The 15606-nt window shown below is 59.5% G+C and carries 13 protein-coding genes; 11 read left to right on the top strand and 2 right to left on the bottom strand.

Translation table 11 applies throughout. The annotated features are described in order from the left end of the window. The first annotated feature begins 3 nt into the window (after positions 1-3). Positions 4-1158, top strand: coding sequence for a dihydrolipoamide acetyltransferase family protein (locus tag AC0X69_RS08485; protein ID WP_482613015.1), 1155 nt, complete (start codon positions 4-6; stop codon positions 1156-1158). Continuing rightward, positions 1155-1421, top strand: a complete 267-nt coding sequence (locus tag AC0X69_RS08480; protein WP_482613014.1) for an acyl carrier protein — start codon at positions 1155-1157, stop codon at positions 1419-1421. Before AC0X69_RS08485 ends, AC0X69_RS08480 begins: the two co-directional genes overlap by 4 nt. 679 nt (positions 1422-2100) lie before the next feature. Here AC0X69_RS08480 and AC0X69_RS08475 read toward each other — a convergent pair. Further along, positions 2101-2649, bottom strand: a complete 549-nt coding sequence (locus AC0X69_RS08475) for a hypothetical protein (protein WP_482613013.1) — start codon at positions 2647-2649, stop codon at positions 2101-2103. A gap of 1111 nt (positions 2650-3760) precedes the next feature. Here AC0X69_RS08475 and AC0X69_RS08470 point away from each other — a divergent pair. The 5 genes from AC0X69_RS08470 (at position 3761) to AC0X69_RS08450 (ending at position 8207) form a co-directional block, all read left to right on the top strand. Then, on the top strand, positions 3761-4462 hold the full coding sequence (locus AC0X69_RS08470; protein ID WP_482613012.1) for an RNA polymerase sigma factor: 702 nt from the start codon (positions 3761-3763) through the stop codon (positions 4460-4462). Between the two features lie 21 nt (positions 4463-4483). Next, positions 4484-4729, top strand: a complete 246-nt coding sequence (locus tag AC0X69_RS08465; protein WP_109026897.1) for an anti-sigma factor — start codon at positions 4484-4486, stop codon at positions 4727-4729. Between the two features lie 244 nt (positions 4730-4973). After that, positions 4974-5819, top strand: coding sequence for a multicopper oxidase domain-containing protein (locus AC0X69_RS08460; RefSeq protein ID WP_482613011.1), 846 nt, complete (start codon positions 4974-4976; stop codon positions 5817-5819). A gap of 27 nt (positions 5820-5846) precedes the next feature. Continuing rightward, positions 5847-7688, top strand: a complete 1842-nt coding sequence (locus AC0X69_RS08455; protein WP_482613010.1) for a hypothetical protein — start codon at positions 5847-5849, stop codon at positions 7686-7688. Positions 7689-7799: 111 nt separating this feature from the next. After that, positions 7800-8207: a hypothetical protein gene (locus AC0X69_RS08450; protein ID WP_482613009.1), complete on the top strand. Its 408-nt coding sequence runs from the start codon at positions 7800-7802 to the stop codon at positions 8205-8207. A 145-nt stretch (positions 8208-8352) separates the two neighbouring features. Here the strand turns inward: AC0X69_RS08450 and AC0X69_RS08445 are convergent, their stop codons facing one another. Beyond that, positions 8353-9939: an ATP-binding protein gene (locus AC0X69_RS08445; protein ID WP_482613008.1), complete on the bottom strand. Its 1587-nt coding sequence runs from the start codon at positions 9937-9939 to the stop codon at positions 8353-8355. Positions 9940-11046: 1107 nt separating this feature from the next. Between AC0X69_RS08445 and kdpF the strand changes: the two genes are divergently transcribed. From kdpF to kdpC, 4 genes are read left to right on the top strand one after another with little or no spacing between them, the layout of a single operon-like run. Beyond that, on the top strand, positions 11047-11169 hold the full coding sequence (gene kdpF, locus AC0X69_RS08440; protein ID WP_482613007.1) for a K(+)-transporting ATPase subunit F: 123 nt from the start codon (positions 11047-11049) through the stop codon (positions 11167-11169). A gap of 31 nt (positions 11170-11200) precedes the next feature. Further along, positions 11201-12910: a potassium-transporting ATPase subunit KdpA gene (gene kdpA / locus AC0X69_RS08435; RefSeq protein WP_482613006.1), complete on the top strand. Its 1710-nt coding sequence runs from the start codon at positions 11201-11203 to the stop codon at positions 12908-12910. A gap of 12 nt (positions 12911-12922) precedes the next feature. Further along, entirely contained in the window at positions 12923-14971 is a 2049-nt protein-coding gene (kdpB, locus tag AC0X69_RS08430; protein ID WP_482613005.1) for a potassium-transporting ATPase subunit KdpB, read from the top strand. Positions 14972-14983: 12 nt separating this feature from the next. After that, a complete protein-coding gene (gene kdpC, locus AC0X69_RS08425; RefSeq protein ID WP_482613004.1) occupies positions 14984-15583 on the top strand; it encodes a potassium-transporting ATPase subunit KdpC in 600 nt (199 codons plus the stop codon). Positions 15584-15606 lie beyond the last annotated feature (23 nt).

The raw sequence follows: 15606 nt of genomic DNA, 5'->3' as shown, positions 1-15606 counted from the left end.
AGGATGCCCGCCCTCGGCGCCGATATGGAGACCGGCACGCTCGTCGAATGGCTCGTAAAGCCCGGCGATCGAGTTAAGTCCGGCGACGTGATCGCGGTCGTGGAGACCCAAAAAGGCGCGATCGAGGTAGAAGTCTTCCAGACGGGCGTCCTCTCAAATATTCTGGTTCCGGTGGGCGAATGCGTTCCGGTCGGGACGGTGCTCGCGCAGATCGACGGCGCAGAACGAGTCGCGCCCTCGCCCGCCGCCGAACCCGCTGTAACCGCGCCGCCGCCCCTTGCGCCGCGCGAAGCCCCGTCACCGAGCGCCGGCATCGTGGAATCGCCCATCGGAAGACGGAAGATTACGCCGGCAGCACGACGACGCGCGGCGGCGTTAAACATCAATATCGCAACCATTGCGAAGGGAAGCGGCGTAGAAGGCTCGATCCGGCTTGTCGATGTTGAGACGGCCGGGACTACGCCAATTCGGACGGCGGCGAAACGAGGCCTTGATCTTTCCCAGATGCGCAAAGCGATCGCAGCTGCGATGAGCCGTTCCAAGCGGGAAATTCCACACTATTACCTTACGGAAACGGTCGAAGTGAACGCGGCTTTGACCTGGATCGAACGCTTCAATGCGGACAAGCCGCCAATTGAACGCATTTTGCCGGCCGTGCTCTTCCTCAAAGCAGCGGCGCTCGCCTTGCGTGAGCAGCCGCGGCTGAACGGCGCCTATGAGAACGGAGTTTTCTCGCCTTCTTCCAACATTCACGTTGGATGGGCGGTTTCGTTGCGCGGCGGCGGGCTGATCGCGCCGGCCATTCGCGACGCGGACAAGAAATCGCTTGCCGAATTGATGGAGTCGATGCGCGACCTTGTCGAACGCGCGCGCCGCGGGCATTTACGCAGCTCCGAGCTTACTTCGCCCACCATCACCGTCACCAACGTCGGAGATCGCGGGGCTGAGTCTGTGACAGGGATTATCTATCCTCCCCAAGTCGCAATTGTTGGATTTGGCCGCGTCGTCAAGCGACCCTGGGTCGTCGGCGGACGCATCGAGGGTCGTCCGCTCGTCACTGTGAGTCTCGCGGCCGATCACAGGGTGACGGATGGCCACATCGGCGGCCTGTATCTCGCCGGGGTCGCGCGTCTCTTGCAGGAGCCGGATAAACTATGAGCGACGCCGAAATCAGAGCGCTCATTTTGGAGCTGATCGGCGAAATCGCGCCAGAAGCTGATCTCGCGTCGGCGCGCGATCAAGATGATCTTCGCGAGGTCTTCGACCTCGATTCGATGGATTTCGCCAATCTTGTCGTCGCCCTTCACGATCGACTGGGGGTCAACATCCCCGAGGTCCACTACAATCGGCTCTTCACGCTCGAATGTGCAATCGCGTACCTGCGCGATGTCGTCGCACAATGGCGACCGCAGCGTTCGTGATCGGCTTTGTTATGCTTGTTAATTCCGCGCACAAGGCGACGGCGACGGCGGCTAACGGCGTTTTTGCTGGTCGCCTGATAGCGGTGTCAGAATGACCGGCACCACTAGCGAGCGGCGGAACCTGCCTTTCAAGCGGCGACCGCCGGCTCGATCAGCGTGGGATCGTCATCGCCGACGCCGGAGCGGTTCACGCCGTAAGTCGGCAGCTATCTGAGGTACAGCGACCGTGGCGCTAGCGCATTTGGGAAGGTAGCCCTTGACCCTTCTCGGAGGGACGTCATCTGGTGTCCACCTCTTCGATGGTGGACACCTAACCAACTCCACATGCAGCACCGTAGGCGGTCGTCCGATCACGCTTACTCCTCAGCTGCGGACATACGGACGAGGCTCTGGCCTGGACGACCGCGGTGATGACGAAACTCGGGTTGCCGATCAACGACGTGAAAACTTCTCTGAAAGACGCCCGACGCGAAAGCTTCGATTTCCTTGGCTATATCCCCGGCATACGCCACTTCCAAAATGGTGGTCGTTGGTATCCGCCCAACGGCCCGTCGCCGACGCGATCTTCTGTGCGATCAACATCCCACGTAATTTAACGGTCCCAGAGCAGAAAGCCGCGTGGGTCGTTGGATGCAAAAAATCTCAATTACCGACTATTATCGGCATAACGCTGAATGCCTCACATGGTGCCTTGCGGAACGTCTCGGTGGTCCAGACGAGTCATCGAATACCGTATGATATTGGTTGTCACAGGCAACAGTAGCGCTCCTCCAAGTATGGCTACGATCATGATCGCTCTCCACGTAGTCCTGTAGTTTGAGAGCGCTTCTTGGGGCATCAACCCTTGGAAGGGCGGCATCGCTGCAATGTCAATGATGAGGCCTAGAAAGGCGAAAAGCAAAGATAGCACGATCATTTGCGCAAAGGGATTCTTCGCCCAGACATATAAATCGGCTCCAGAAGTGCGGTTGCTTTCATCTTGTGTTTCTGCGGCGCTATTTTGTGCATCATCCCCGACAAGCTCTCCGCACCGAAACACGCCGACTTGCATTCCGCCATTTTCAACACTTTTCGCGCCAGTTCCGTTCACTTGATTTGCGGAAGGCGGAACCCCCGGGCGGCTGATGAACACGTCGTCGGATCGCCAAGGTAGTTCAATGGCGTTTGCCGCCAGCGGAGGCGTGAGTAGGAAAGTGGCGAGCGCAAGTAGGTAAAAAACGTGGTTCATGCCATTGGTTCCTAGTGTTTGGATTTCTATTCAACGCTCGGAGATCGCCCATCGTGCTGAATGCGCGACGCCTCTTAGAGGTGATGAGAAGACGAAATCTTACTTAGAGTCGGACTCAAAATTCGGCGAGCCGTCAGCAGCGATTGAGCCAAGTGAGCGTTCGTTCGACCAACGCCGTGCGATGAGGATGAATACTTCGGTATCGATTTCGGAGCACCGCAAGCCTCGCTCACGCTATTGCGGAAGCGAGCATTTGTGGCTCCACTTAGGATCGCCAATTACGCGGAAAAGGCAATCCGTTCTCAGCCTCGACCTTCACTCACACGCGCAATCGCGTCACCCTTGCATCGCTGCTGCTACCGCATCGAGCGATTTGCATGTCGCAGCAACGAATGAATTGGTGGATAATCGCGCGTGCGGGGATGGCGGCCCCTTTAGGCGGCATGCCCAAGCATCCGGCACGAGGAGTGCCGATCCTTGCGAGCATATCTCTCGACGAATCTGACCGCCCGGTTCGCCCTGTGGCGCCACGCGCGAGCGTCTGTTGTCGCGCCAGCTAAGCTGCGCGCACAGCGCACGGCGGCTTTCTCAATGCATCCCCGCCTTGAACGCAGACCGGCGGGCGCTTCGAACCTATCCAGATTCAACAGAAGAAAAGCCCTGTCTTCCGGATCATTCGCATCGTCCAAGGAGCGCCCTCGCACTGCCGAACGTTGCTCGGGCACCTCGAGTTAAGCGGTCGATGGAGCGCGAGGCGCCGTCGACAAAGGGGCGTTCCATATGGGATCAAGCGTGGGGTCGCAGATTTTCCTCCCGCCTCACGCTATCAATAGGCTGCATTACGAACAAAACGAGGTGTCGGCAAAGCGCGCGACGTCGCTGGCGGCACGCTGCCGCCGCATTACGCGCCGCTTCGATCGTAATTCCAGGGACGTTATCGTCGGCGCCGGGCATCGTTTAGCGGCTTTACCTGCCCCCCAGCCGATCAGAGACTTAGTTGCGATGCAAAAAATGCTAGCCGTTCATGAGGATGGCATTTCCCTCAAGTGTTGCTACATTTGCCTGCGGTACGCGTTTGTTCCGCACCCGCGTTAATTTCGCCTGAGCCGTGATGGAAATTATGCAACGATCCAATGCGGAGTGGCTGACGGCGCTTCAGGAGGGCGGTCGAGATCAACAGTTGACGCTTGCGGACCTTCGAGCGCGACTGCTTGCGGCAATTCGGGCCTATCTGGCGAAAGGCTACGCCACGCAAGAATCAATGCGTTCAGATGAAGCGCAGCACCTTGCTGAAGACTGCGCACAAGAGGCCATTCTTATTATACAATCAAAACTTGGAGACTTTCGCGGCGAAAGCCGCTTTATGACTTGGGCTTATTCAATCGCAATCAGAGTCGTGCTCGGAGAGCTGCGCCGCCGTCGCTGGCGAGAAGCTACGATCGAGCGCGCTCAGCTTGGACAGACTTTGCCGGCTTGGCCGATTCAAGAACCGGGGCCGGAACGCAGTCTACAGCAGCGCGAAGCGTGGACTCTACTGGCGCGACTTATCGGCGCCAAGCTTACTCCCTTGCAGCGGACTGCACTTGTCGCTCACGCTTTTCAGGGGATGCCCTTGGACGAGGTCGCCGAATGGTTGGGTTCTAATCGGAATAATCTTTACAAACTCATCCACGATGCGCGTAAACGGCTCAAGCAGGCTTTGCTCGAAGAAGGCGTGACGCACAAAGATCTTATTGCCGTGTTTGACGAGCCAAAATCGGGAACCCATCTCCATTCGGAGGGTAAGACTTCCTCCGTTCAACGCATCTTATAATCAGTCGTGCCGGAACCCGACATGAAACACAAAGACTTTACCCGCCTCATTGACACCGTCTTCGCCGCTAAGAGCGGAGAGGAGATGCTGTGCACGGAATATTTTGATGAACTTCCACGTTACGTCGACATTGAGGCATCCGGTCAGGACGCCGGAGCCTTATTGCCCGAGGTTAAACACCATATGCATCAGTGCCCCGAGTGCGAAGAGGTTTATCTCGCCCTTCTGAGACTCGTGAACGCAGAAAAAACTTTTCCTTCGAGGTAAGACCTCAGCGTTCCGTCGCATCTAAGTCGTATCGGATCGAACTGGTTGGCGCGCGCGATCGAATCGATCGCCGGCATTGTCCCCGGTTCTCCGCTCGAAGGAGTGTGATGCGATGCTAAGAACCTGGGCGCAGTTGGGGATTTCACGTTCGTTCGCGTTTTTGCTCATGTGGCCAGGCGCTCTTCTCGCCGCTAGCGAAGCCTCTGCCGCCGACCAACATTTGATCACGCTCAAAGCGAGCGCAATGCCGTCGGGTCAGCTGGCCTATGAGATGGTCAGTCACAAGGTCAAATCTTCCACGGGAAAAGAAAGCGACCTTACGGAGCGGTATGCGAGTGGTCCCACTATCCCTGGACCCACGCTCGTCATGAAAGAGGGGGACGTCGCCGAGGTGACTCTTCAACATGGCATCGCCGACTCGGCGTTGCCGGTCAGCATCCATGTCCACGGCGTGCACTACAAGATCGATAGCGACGGCACGATGAAGCTCTTAAATGGCGTCGCCGACGAAGCTGCGTTCCCAGACAAACCTTACACATACAAATGGACGGCCGCGCCTGGAACGGCGGGTACTTGGGCCTATCACGATCACACATTTGGCAATCCGATGCTCGGAGCCGAGGACAAGGGGCTGTTCGGTACGCTCATCATCAATCCAGCGAGCGGGAAGGTTCCTGCGCTCATCGACGGCAAAGTCGTTGACGTCGATCTCTCGGACATCAAGCGAGAGTTCATCCTGTGGATGCACGAAACAACTTTCTGGGGCCAGGAGCTCAATCATATCATCGAGGGCGGCAAGGAAATTCCGTTGTGGACTAATCCGACCGTCGGGGCGCGCATGGGTGAAAAAGTCCGCTTCCACGTCATCGGCATTGGCACCGCGTTCCATACTTTCCACCTCCATGCGCATCGCTGGATCGAGCCCGGAACAACCGCCGGCGTCGACACCGTCAACATTGGCCCAATCGGCCGCACCTCGTTCATCGTGAAAGCCGGCGAGGGCGTCGGCCCCGGCGATTGGCACTACCATTGTCACGTCATCCAACACATGCAGTCCGGAATGATGGGGGATTTCCGCGTCATCGAATGATCAATAACAAAAACGGGAGTTAAGGGCATGAACCGTGCAACGAACATGAACCGCGTATCGTTTCTGACGTTGGCCGTGGCGACGACCTCGCTGGCCGCGCCGCTGGCTTCGCAAGCGAAAGACGCCGCGAAATCTGACGACGTCATCATCAGCCGCCCCGGGGTCCTACCGTCGGCCGTGCTGGAGATGACCGACGAGCCCGGCAAATGGTTCAAGGATCCCAAGAGCGGCGGCTCGCTCGTTGTGGTGAAGCCTGGCGAGGCGGTGCTCATCAAGATGACGGACACCAATACGGATCACACCATCACCAGTCTTGCCTGGCAGCCTGGCGCGGACAAATTCCCGGTCGATCAGGAGAAGCCGTCGAACGCCAGCGTTACGCAGACCTTCGACAAACCGGGGCTCTATGTCTTCACTTGCAAGGTCCATCCCTACATGTTCGGCGCCGTTGTCGTCGACGATCCGAAGACGGAAGGGCTGGACATCGGCGGCGAATTGCAGCTCGTGACCGGCGCCAAAGTTCCGACGACAAGCGACATCGCCAAGAAGCTGCTCCGCACCTTCTTCGTCGCCACGACGCCGGCGCTATGGCGCGACTATCGGCAGCCGAAGTGGGAGGTGAAGCTTCCCGATCTCGGACTCAATCTCGGCGGCGCGCAGATCAATCTGAGCGCGCTCAGCCTTTCGGCGCCGAACACGCTGCTGACGCCCAAGACGCCCGGCGTCGGCGAGGTCTGGGTCAACACGCAGTTTGAAGGGGTGAGCGGCAAGACGAAGTTCGGAACGGCGACGCAAATCGACGCGGCGGATTGGACGCTCAAGAAAAAAGTCAAGGGCGTCGAGCAGAATATGAACAACCCTCACAATATGTGGCCCGATCCGACATATAAATACATTTATCAGACGGAATGGTTCGACAAACGGCTGACCACCTTCGACCGCGAGAGCGGAAGGGTTCTTAACACGCAGGTCGTTGGACAAAATCCGTCTCATGTGATGACGAGCCCGGTAAACGGCATGCTCTATGTCGCCATCAATGGCGAGGACCGCGTGGCGAAACTGTCGCCTGGCGAATTCCCTTCGGCGATGGGCAACATTAATGTCGGCCCGCATTCCGGCCCGCACGGCCATCACCTCACCGACGACGGCAAATATATGATGACGCCGAACGCGCTGGCGGGAAGCGTTACCGTCGTTGATCTCGCGACCGAGACAGCGACGGAAATTCCAACCGGCGGCGTTATCCCGATCGCGATCTGGAGCGACATGAACCATAAGGGCTATGCCGCCAATCTGCTCGGCACGCCCCCCGCCATGCTCTCCTCATTGACGGTTATCGACATTGACAACAAGAAGAAGGTCAAGGACATCGACCTCGCTGCCGATTACGATCCGATCAGCGGCGCGCACAAGGGCGAGGCCTATGGCCTGCTTCCGATCCAGACCCCGGTCAGCCCGGACGGCAAATACGTCGTCACGGCGAACACATTGAGCGCCACAGTCACGATTGTCGACGTGAAGACCGACAAGGTAGTGAAAAGCCTGCCCTGCGAAGCAGGCTGCCACGGCGTCAACTTCGGACATAAGAAGGGGGGCGGCTATTACGCCTATGTGGCGAGCAAATTCGCCAATGACTTGATCGTTATCGACATGGATAAGCTCGAAGTCGTAGGCCGCATTCTGCTCGCGGATTCGAAGGACGGTCAGATCACCGCGCATAACGGCATGGGCGGACAGGGCGTGCTGCCCTTGCCGATCGTCGAGCGTGGCATGCTGGCGCCCACGCTAAAATTCGCGGGAACGGGCAAGTTGAGCGCCGAAGTCGAGGGATGGCTCAAGCTTCTGACCAAGGAGCAACGCGGCAACTGAACCATTGCAATTCAGCTCCGATGGATAGCCCCAACCAGGGCTTCCATCGGGGTGGTCAGTTGTTGCCGCAACAGACGCGGCACTCGCCGAACAATGTTAGGAGATGCGCGAATGATCGAGCGTCCAGCCAACAAGACAGAACATCTAGTTTCGACCTCTGCAGATCGATTTCGTGACGGCCCTGTTCGTTTAATGGGTTTGGACAACAGCTATGCTCGCCTTTGTTTTCGTGAGAAGTGGCGTCCAACCGCACTCTTCCCCAAAGACTGTTTAGCTGCCTTGCCGTTGACGACCAGCCGCCGGCTGCAGGTTGCTGCGCGCCAATCATCCAGCCAAGGAGCTGAGCAGCGTTTTCGTCGAAAGGGCTTTGGCCGCAGCGTCCATGAGCCGAATGAACGTATGGCCCGCCCTGTCTGCAAGGGTGATTTTCATCTGGCTCCGCTCAGTCCGCTTCAACGTATGGAGATTCGCGCGGCTTCCCGGCTGATGGTGTGTCAGTTCGGAAGCAAGCGCTCGTGAAGCGCGCTTTTCATAGGGCCGTAGCGAACAGTCGGGTTTGCGACGGCCGCCAGCGATTCTCCGGTTAGGGTCGGTTTGCGAATTTCAATGTAATCAAGGAACTCACCGATGACTCAGCGCCGAGTGGACGGCGCCGCAAGTCGGATCACTCAGCATGGGAGGTCCCTTTGAACATCGCCCGAACCCTCTCGGCCAATTCATCGAGCGTGAACGGCTTGCGCAAAAGCTCCATATTTGGGGCCAGCTGTAATGTCTCCGCCGATTTGCCCGCATATCCGGTGATAAGCAGGATCGGCAGATCAGGGTACGCGGCTCGGGCGGCGTCAGCCAATTGAAGTCCGCCCAACCCGGGGAGGCCAACGTCGCTGATCAGTAGGTCCAAGGGCTCGCCTGACTGTATTATTTTCAATCCTGCCGTCCCATCGCCGGCTTCGATTGTTTTGCAGCCCATCTCAGCGAGGGTGCCGACAATTTGAGAGCGCACCTCCTCTTGATCTTCGACGACCAGAGTTTTTCCTCGATGCGCAGCGCAAGGAGAGTCGAATTCCGTCCCGGTCGGCGGCTGGTCTTGGGCGGCTGAGGATGGAAGCGGCGCGTGTCCCGGCAGATAAATTCGCGCTCTGGTCCCCTCGCCCGAGGCGCTATCGATTCGCACGTGCCCGCCAGATTGTTTGACGAAGCCGTAAACCTGCGACAAGCCCAAACCCGTCCCTTGTCCCGTGGGCTTTGTTGTAAAAAACGGTTCGAAAACGCGGCTGAGCAGATCATGACTCATCCCCACGCCGTTGTCCGCGACCTCGATCTCAACATAGTCTCCTGGCTCCATATCGGGATCGGATGACTCGGTCGCAAACGTCCGATCGGCGGTCGCTATCCTGAGCGCGCCGCCTTGCGGCATGGCGTCCCGAGCGTTGATTGCGAGATTCAACAAGACGCTCTCGAGTTGGCAGGGATCGCAGCTCACGCTCCAGCGGCAGCCCAAGCGTAGATCCAGATGGATTTCGGGCCCCAATGTTCGGCGCAGCATCTCCTCCATGCCTGCCACGAGCTTGTTGGGGTCGATCTCCCGCGGCAATAACGTCTGTCGACGCGAGAAGGCCAGCATGCGGTTGGTGAGGCTGGAGGCGGTCGTCGATGCTTTCCGTATCGCCGCCAGGGGGCGGTCTATGGCGTTCGCGCGCCCAAGTGCAATCTGGCGCTCGATCACACTAAGGGAACCGACGATGACTTGAAGCACATTATTGAAGTCGTGCGCGATGCCGCCGGTCAGCTGGCCGAGCGCTTCCATTTTTTGCGCATGGGCCAGCCGCTCCTCGCTCGCAAGCAGCGCAGCATTGGCGTGACGTAGCTGCTCGATCGAAGGAAGGGCGAGAAAATTCGGCATAGCCCACCATAACGCGACCGCCGTCGCGATGGAGGCGATCGCAGTTGCCGCTTTGACGAGCCCCTGCAAGCCGTAGAGCGGGGCCCAGAGGGTCATAAGATCGAACAAATGCGTCATGCCGCACAGGAGGATGAACGCGGCAAATAGCCATAACAGCGGCCGAAATATGAGATCGCTCCTCCGCTTTCCCACAATCACGAGCGTCAGGGGGATAGAGAAATACGCCAGCGCGATAGTCGCGTCGGAAACCGCATAGAGCCAGATCAGTCCCGGTTCCCACAGCAAGCAGTATCCATGCGGCGACAGGCCAGAGGTGTTAAAGAGCCACTCGCTCAGTGCAGACAGCATGTAACCCGCTCCAGAGAAGGAATTGCAGAAGCAACGAGAGCTGGGCGCGTGACTGACGGAGCCTCCAGCGTTACTCTGCGACCGCTTTAGGGTCGCCTGTGCCTTTGCCTTCCGTGAGAGACCCGCTTAGTCTTTTCTAGCATGAATGGTTGTCGCTGCGGCACCCACCTCCTCAAGCTTGAAACGAGCCTTTCCGGGATGAGCGGCCGTGCGGGGGCAGGCTAGGCGTTCCGCTGCAACGCTTCTGGCCGCTGAAGCCGCGAACGGCAATCGTAACCTTACGCATCGGCGCCAACTACTTGCCAGGGTTTGGGAAAGGATGACCTCAATTCTGGTCGTCGGCGCGACGTCATAGCGGGGCGCAAGATTGGCGGCGTCGCGAGAGATGCGGGCTACGCCGAGGCGCTAGCTAGCCACCAAGATGGTCGACGACAACTGGGTCCCGTATCGAACGGGTCGCGCGGCCGCTGCTTGAACGCGGAGCCCTGACCGAGGAAGAATTTCGCGCAGCCGTCGCCAAGCCCCCACGGCAGGTGACATTGTGAAGCCCGACATGCGCATCACGCCCTCCGGCTCCTACGATAAGTCCGCGATCATGCGCGACGCGCATAGACAGCGCCGTCAGATGGCGCGGCATGGCTGACGTGGAGCCGCTGCCTGCAAGCGCGCGCCAAGGCGCAATAGCTCTTGCCCGATCAAGCGGAGCAGTAACCTTGCGTAGTTCCCGGGCGTTCGGACGCGGCAGTTATTAGCTGCCCGATGGGTTGGCGCGTTCGGACTCACCGATTTGAGTAGAGTCGAAGAACCGACCAAAAATCCTAATAGCGCCCTTACATCATTCGCGTGCAAATTCCGGCTCGTGAGTTCACCTTTGGCGGATAGCCAAGCGCGAACGCGACATTAAAGTGAGACACGATCATGCCTGAATCTCTGATAGGCTTGGGCGTCGCGGCCTTGGTCTTTCTCATCGTAAACAACCTGTTTCACGAATTGCGGGCCTGGCGCGCTCGAAGAGGCGCACGGCGATGACCAGCGCGGGAGAGGCGCACATGCTCGATATTCTGTATCTTGGCTTCGGCATCTTCCTTTTCGCGATCATCGGCGCCTATGCCCGCGCCTGCGGGCGACTTTAGGGAGAGGCGCATGTCGGAACCTGTCATCGGACTGATCGTCGCCGTTCTGCTCGGCGCCTACCTCGCCTACACGCTGCTCCATCCCGAAAAATTCTGAAGGGAGGCCCGGCAAAGACCGGGCGTTCGCCATGACTTCCACTGGGCTGGCGCAAATCGCCATCGTGCTGATTGCCGTTATCGTCGCTGCTGTTCCGCTCGGCGATTACATAGCCAGAGTTTTAGCGGGTGAGCGCAGCCTGCTGACTCCTGTGCTCTCGCCCATCGAACGCGCCTTCTACAGGCTCTCCCGCGTTGATCCCGGGCGCGAGCAAAACTGGCTGGCGTATGCGATGGCGATACTGGCCTTCAGCATTGTCGGATTTGTAACACTCTATGCGCTGCAGCGGCTTCAGGCTTATCTGCCGCTCAATCCTCAAGGCTTTAGCGGGGTGCCAACAGACCTCGCCTTCAACACGTCGGTGAGCTTCGTCACCAACACGAATTGGCAGAACTACGGCGGCGAGTCGACGATGAGTCACTTGACGCAAATGCTCGGCCTCACCGTGCACAATTTCGTGTCCGCTGCGACGGGGCTCGCGATGGCGTTTGCATTGGTGCGCGGTTTGTCGCGCGCCGATTCGCCGACAATCGGCAACTTTTGGGTCGATCTGACTCGCTCAACGCTTTACGTGCTGCTGCCGCTATCGATCGTCGTCGCGCTCGTCCTGGTCGCTCTCGGCGTGCCGCAGACGCTTCAGGGTTCGATCGAAGCGACGACGCTTGAGGGCGCGAAGCAGACGCTCGCCATAGGTCCTGTCGCCAGTCAGGAGGCGATCAAGGAGCTCGGCACCAATGGCGGCGGCTTCTTCAACGCCAATTCCGCGCATCCCTTCGAGAGCCCGAACGCTCTTACCAATATGCTCGAGATCTGGTCTCTCCTCGTCATCCCCTTTGCGACCGCTTTTGCTTTTGGACGCGCAGTCTTGGACCATCGGCAAGGTCGTGCGATCGCCATCACGATGATGATCGTGCTTGTGGCGGGCGTGTTCGTCGCCTACTGGGCGGAGGCGCATGGAAATCCGCTGCTGACCGAGATCGGCGTCGATCCCTCGCCCGGCAATATGGAAGGCAAGGAAGTGCGCTTTGGTCCGGCGATGAGCGCGTTATTCGCCGCGGCGACGACAGGCACCAGCTGCGGCGCCGTCAACGCGATGCATGACTCCTTCATGCCGCTCGGCGGTCTCGTGCCCCTGTTCAACATGCTGATGGGCAGCATCGCGCCAGGCGGCGTCGGCGCGGGCCTTTATGGCTTCTTAGTGCTGGCGACTATCGCCGTCTTCGTCGCCGGACTCATGGTCGGCCGCACGCCAGAATATCTCGGCAAGAAGATCGAGGCGCGCGAGATGAAGCTCGCGATGCTGGCGGTGCTGGTCTATCCGCTTACCGTTCTCGTCTTTACGGCGGCTTCGGTCATGCTCGAGACCGGCCTCGCCAGTCTGAACAATGCCGGTCCCCACGGCCTCTCCGAGATCCTCTACGCATTCGCCTCCGCCACTGACAATAACGGGTCCGCTTTTGCGGGGCTCAGCGGCAATACGCTCTGGTACAATACGACGCTTGGGGTCGCGATGCTGCTCGGACGCTTCGCCTTCGTGATTCCGGTATTGGCGATCGCCGGTTCGTTCGCGGCGAAAAAGAGGGTCTCCGCATCAGTCGGCACATTCCCAACGCATGGTCCGCTCTTCATCGGCCTGCTGATCGGGGTGATCGTCGTTCTCTATCTGCTGCAATATTTTCCGGCGCTCGCGCTCGGTCCCATCGTCGAGCATTTCGCGCTGCTCGCAGGAAAAATCTTCTAAGGAGCATGTCCAATGTCGCATAAGGTCGCCGCTCCCGGCTTGTTCGACGCCGCGATCACCAAGCGGGCGGCCGTCGACGCCGTCAAGAAACTTGATCCGCGTCGCCTCGCGCGCAATCCGGTGATCTTCGTCACGGAAATTGTGTCGGCGGTCGTCACGGCGTTTTTTATGCGCGATCTCTTTGCGCAAAATGGCGCCGCCTTTTTCTCCGGCCAAATCGCCGCCTGGCTTTGGTTCACCGTGCTCTTCGCCAATTTCGCCGAAGCGGTCGCCGAGGGGCGCGGAAAGGCGCAGGCGGACGCTCTGCGCAGGACGCGCAGCGATTCGCACGCCAAACGATTGATTGATCCGCAAAACAATAGCGGGATGAAGGACGTCTACGAAGGCGTCTCGGCGCTTGATCTCAAGCTCGGCGACGTGGTGTTAGTGGAAGCGGGCGACCTCATCCCCGGTGACGGCGAAGTTATCGAAGGCGTCGCCTCGGTCAACGAGTCGGCGATAACAGGCGAGTCCGCGCCCGTGATTCGCGAAGCGGGTGGCGACCGGTCGGCGGTCACCGGCGGCACGACGGTTCTTTCCGATTGGATCAAGGTCAAGGTTACCGCGGCGCCTGGTTCGACCTTCATTGACCGTATGATCGCGCTCGTCGAGGGCGCGCAGCGGCAGAAAACGCCAAATGAGCTTGCGCTATCGATCCTCCTCTCAGGGCTGACGATCATTTTCTTGATCGTGTGCGTGACGCTTTGGCCGCTCGCGGCGTACTCGGGCGCAGCAATTTCGGTCACCGTGCTGATCGCGCTGCTTGTCTGCCTGATCCCAACGACCATCGGTGGACTCCTGTCCGCCATCGGCATCGCCGGTATGGACCGGCTGATCCGCTTCAATGTCATCGCCACCTCCGGTCGCGCGGTGGAAGCGGCGGGCGACGTAGACACGCTCCTTCTGGACAAGACGGGCACGATCACCTTTGGCAATCGCATGGCGGACGAATTCGTTCCGGTCGAAGGCGTTTCCGAGCATGCTTTCGTTGAAGCGGCGCTGCTTGCCTCACTCGCGGATGAAACGCCGGAAGGCCGATCGATCGTCGCGCTGGCCAAGAGCGTTCTTCACTCGTCGACGCCAAACCTCGGCCCCGAGGCCCAGATCGTTCCATTCTCCGCGCACACGCGCATTTCCGGCGTCGATCTTCCCGGCCAGACGCTACGCAAGGGCGCGGTCGACGCCGTCGCCGCGCAAGTTAAGTCCGTTCCTGTCGATTTCGAGCGCGCGGTGGAGCGCATCTCGCGCGCGGGCGGGACGCCGCTCGCGGTGTCTGAGAATGGGAAGCTGTTGGGCGTCATTCATCTGAAGGACATCATCAAGCCTGATATTAAATCGCGCTTCGCCGCCTTGCGCGCCATGGGCATCAAGACCGTCATGGTCACGGGCGATAATCCGATCACCGCCGCGGCGATCGCCGGAGAAGCGGGCGTCGACGATTTCATCGCGCAGGCCAAACCCGAGGACAAACTCTCCTACATTCGCAAGGAACAGCAAGGCGGCCGGCTCATCGCCATGTGCGGCGACGGCACCAATGATGCGCCCGCACTCGCTCAAGCCGACGTCGGCGTCGCCATGCAGACCGGCACGCAGGCGGCGCGCGAGGCTGGCAACATGGTCGACCTCGACAGCGATCCGACGAAACTCATCGAGATCGTCGCGATCGGCAAACAGCTGCTGATGACGCGCGGGTCGCTGACGACCTTTTCAATCGCCAACGACGTCGCCAAATATTTCGCGATCATTCCGGCGCTGTTTGTCGTCGCCTATCCGGAACTGGAGGCGATCAACATCATGAAGCTCGCCTCGTCGCATTCGGCGATCCTCTCCGCGGTGATCTTCAACGCGCTCATCATTGTCGCGCTCATACCTCTCGCGCTCACGGGCGTCCCGTACCGGCCCATCGGGGCCGCGGCGCTGCTGCGGCGAAATCTGCTGATCTACGGGCTGGGCGGGCTGATCGCGCCTTTCATCGGCATCAAGCTTATCGACCTCGCGGTCTCGGCCATACATCTCGCGTAAGGAAACCTCAAGATGCTCTCCCATTTTCGTCCGGCGATCGTCATGATCTTGCTGTTCACAGCGCTGACTGGAGTGCTCTATCCGCTCTCGATCACCGGCGTCGCCCAGCTCGTTCTGCCTGGGCAGGCGAACGGCAGTCTCATCGAACGTGAAGGAATCGTTGTCGGCTCGGCGCTGATCGGACAGAATTTTGCGTCCGATCGCTATTTTCGTGGCCGGCCGTCGGCGACGACCGGCCCCGATCCGGCCGATCCATCCCGTATGGTGGACGCCCCGTACAACGCCGCGAACTCGATGGGCTCCAATCTTGGACCGACGTCGAAAATGCTCGTCGATCGCGTTAATGCGGCGATCGAGGCGGAGTTTGACGCTGGTCGCATCGACATCGTGGCGGCCGACGCCGTGACCACCTCCGCCTCCGGCCTCGACCCGCACATTTCGCCGCAGTTCGCGCTGGCGCAAGCGCCCGCCATCGCCAAGGCGCGCCATCTCAGCGAGGCGCAGGTGCGCGGGCTTGTTGAGGCGAATACCGAAAGACGCGTTCTTGGCGTGATTGGCGAGCCGCGCGTGAATGTGCTCTTGCTGAACATGGCGATAGATCGCTTAAAATGAGGATGACGCCCAGAAGGTAGACG

Source organism: Methylocystis sp. Uni0008, from assembly GCF_056838045.1.
Note: the sequence above shows the minus strand (reverse complement) of the source record. Positions and strands in the feature narration are given on the sequence as shown.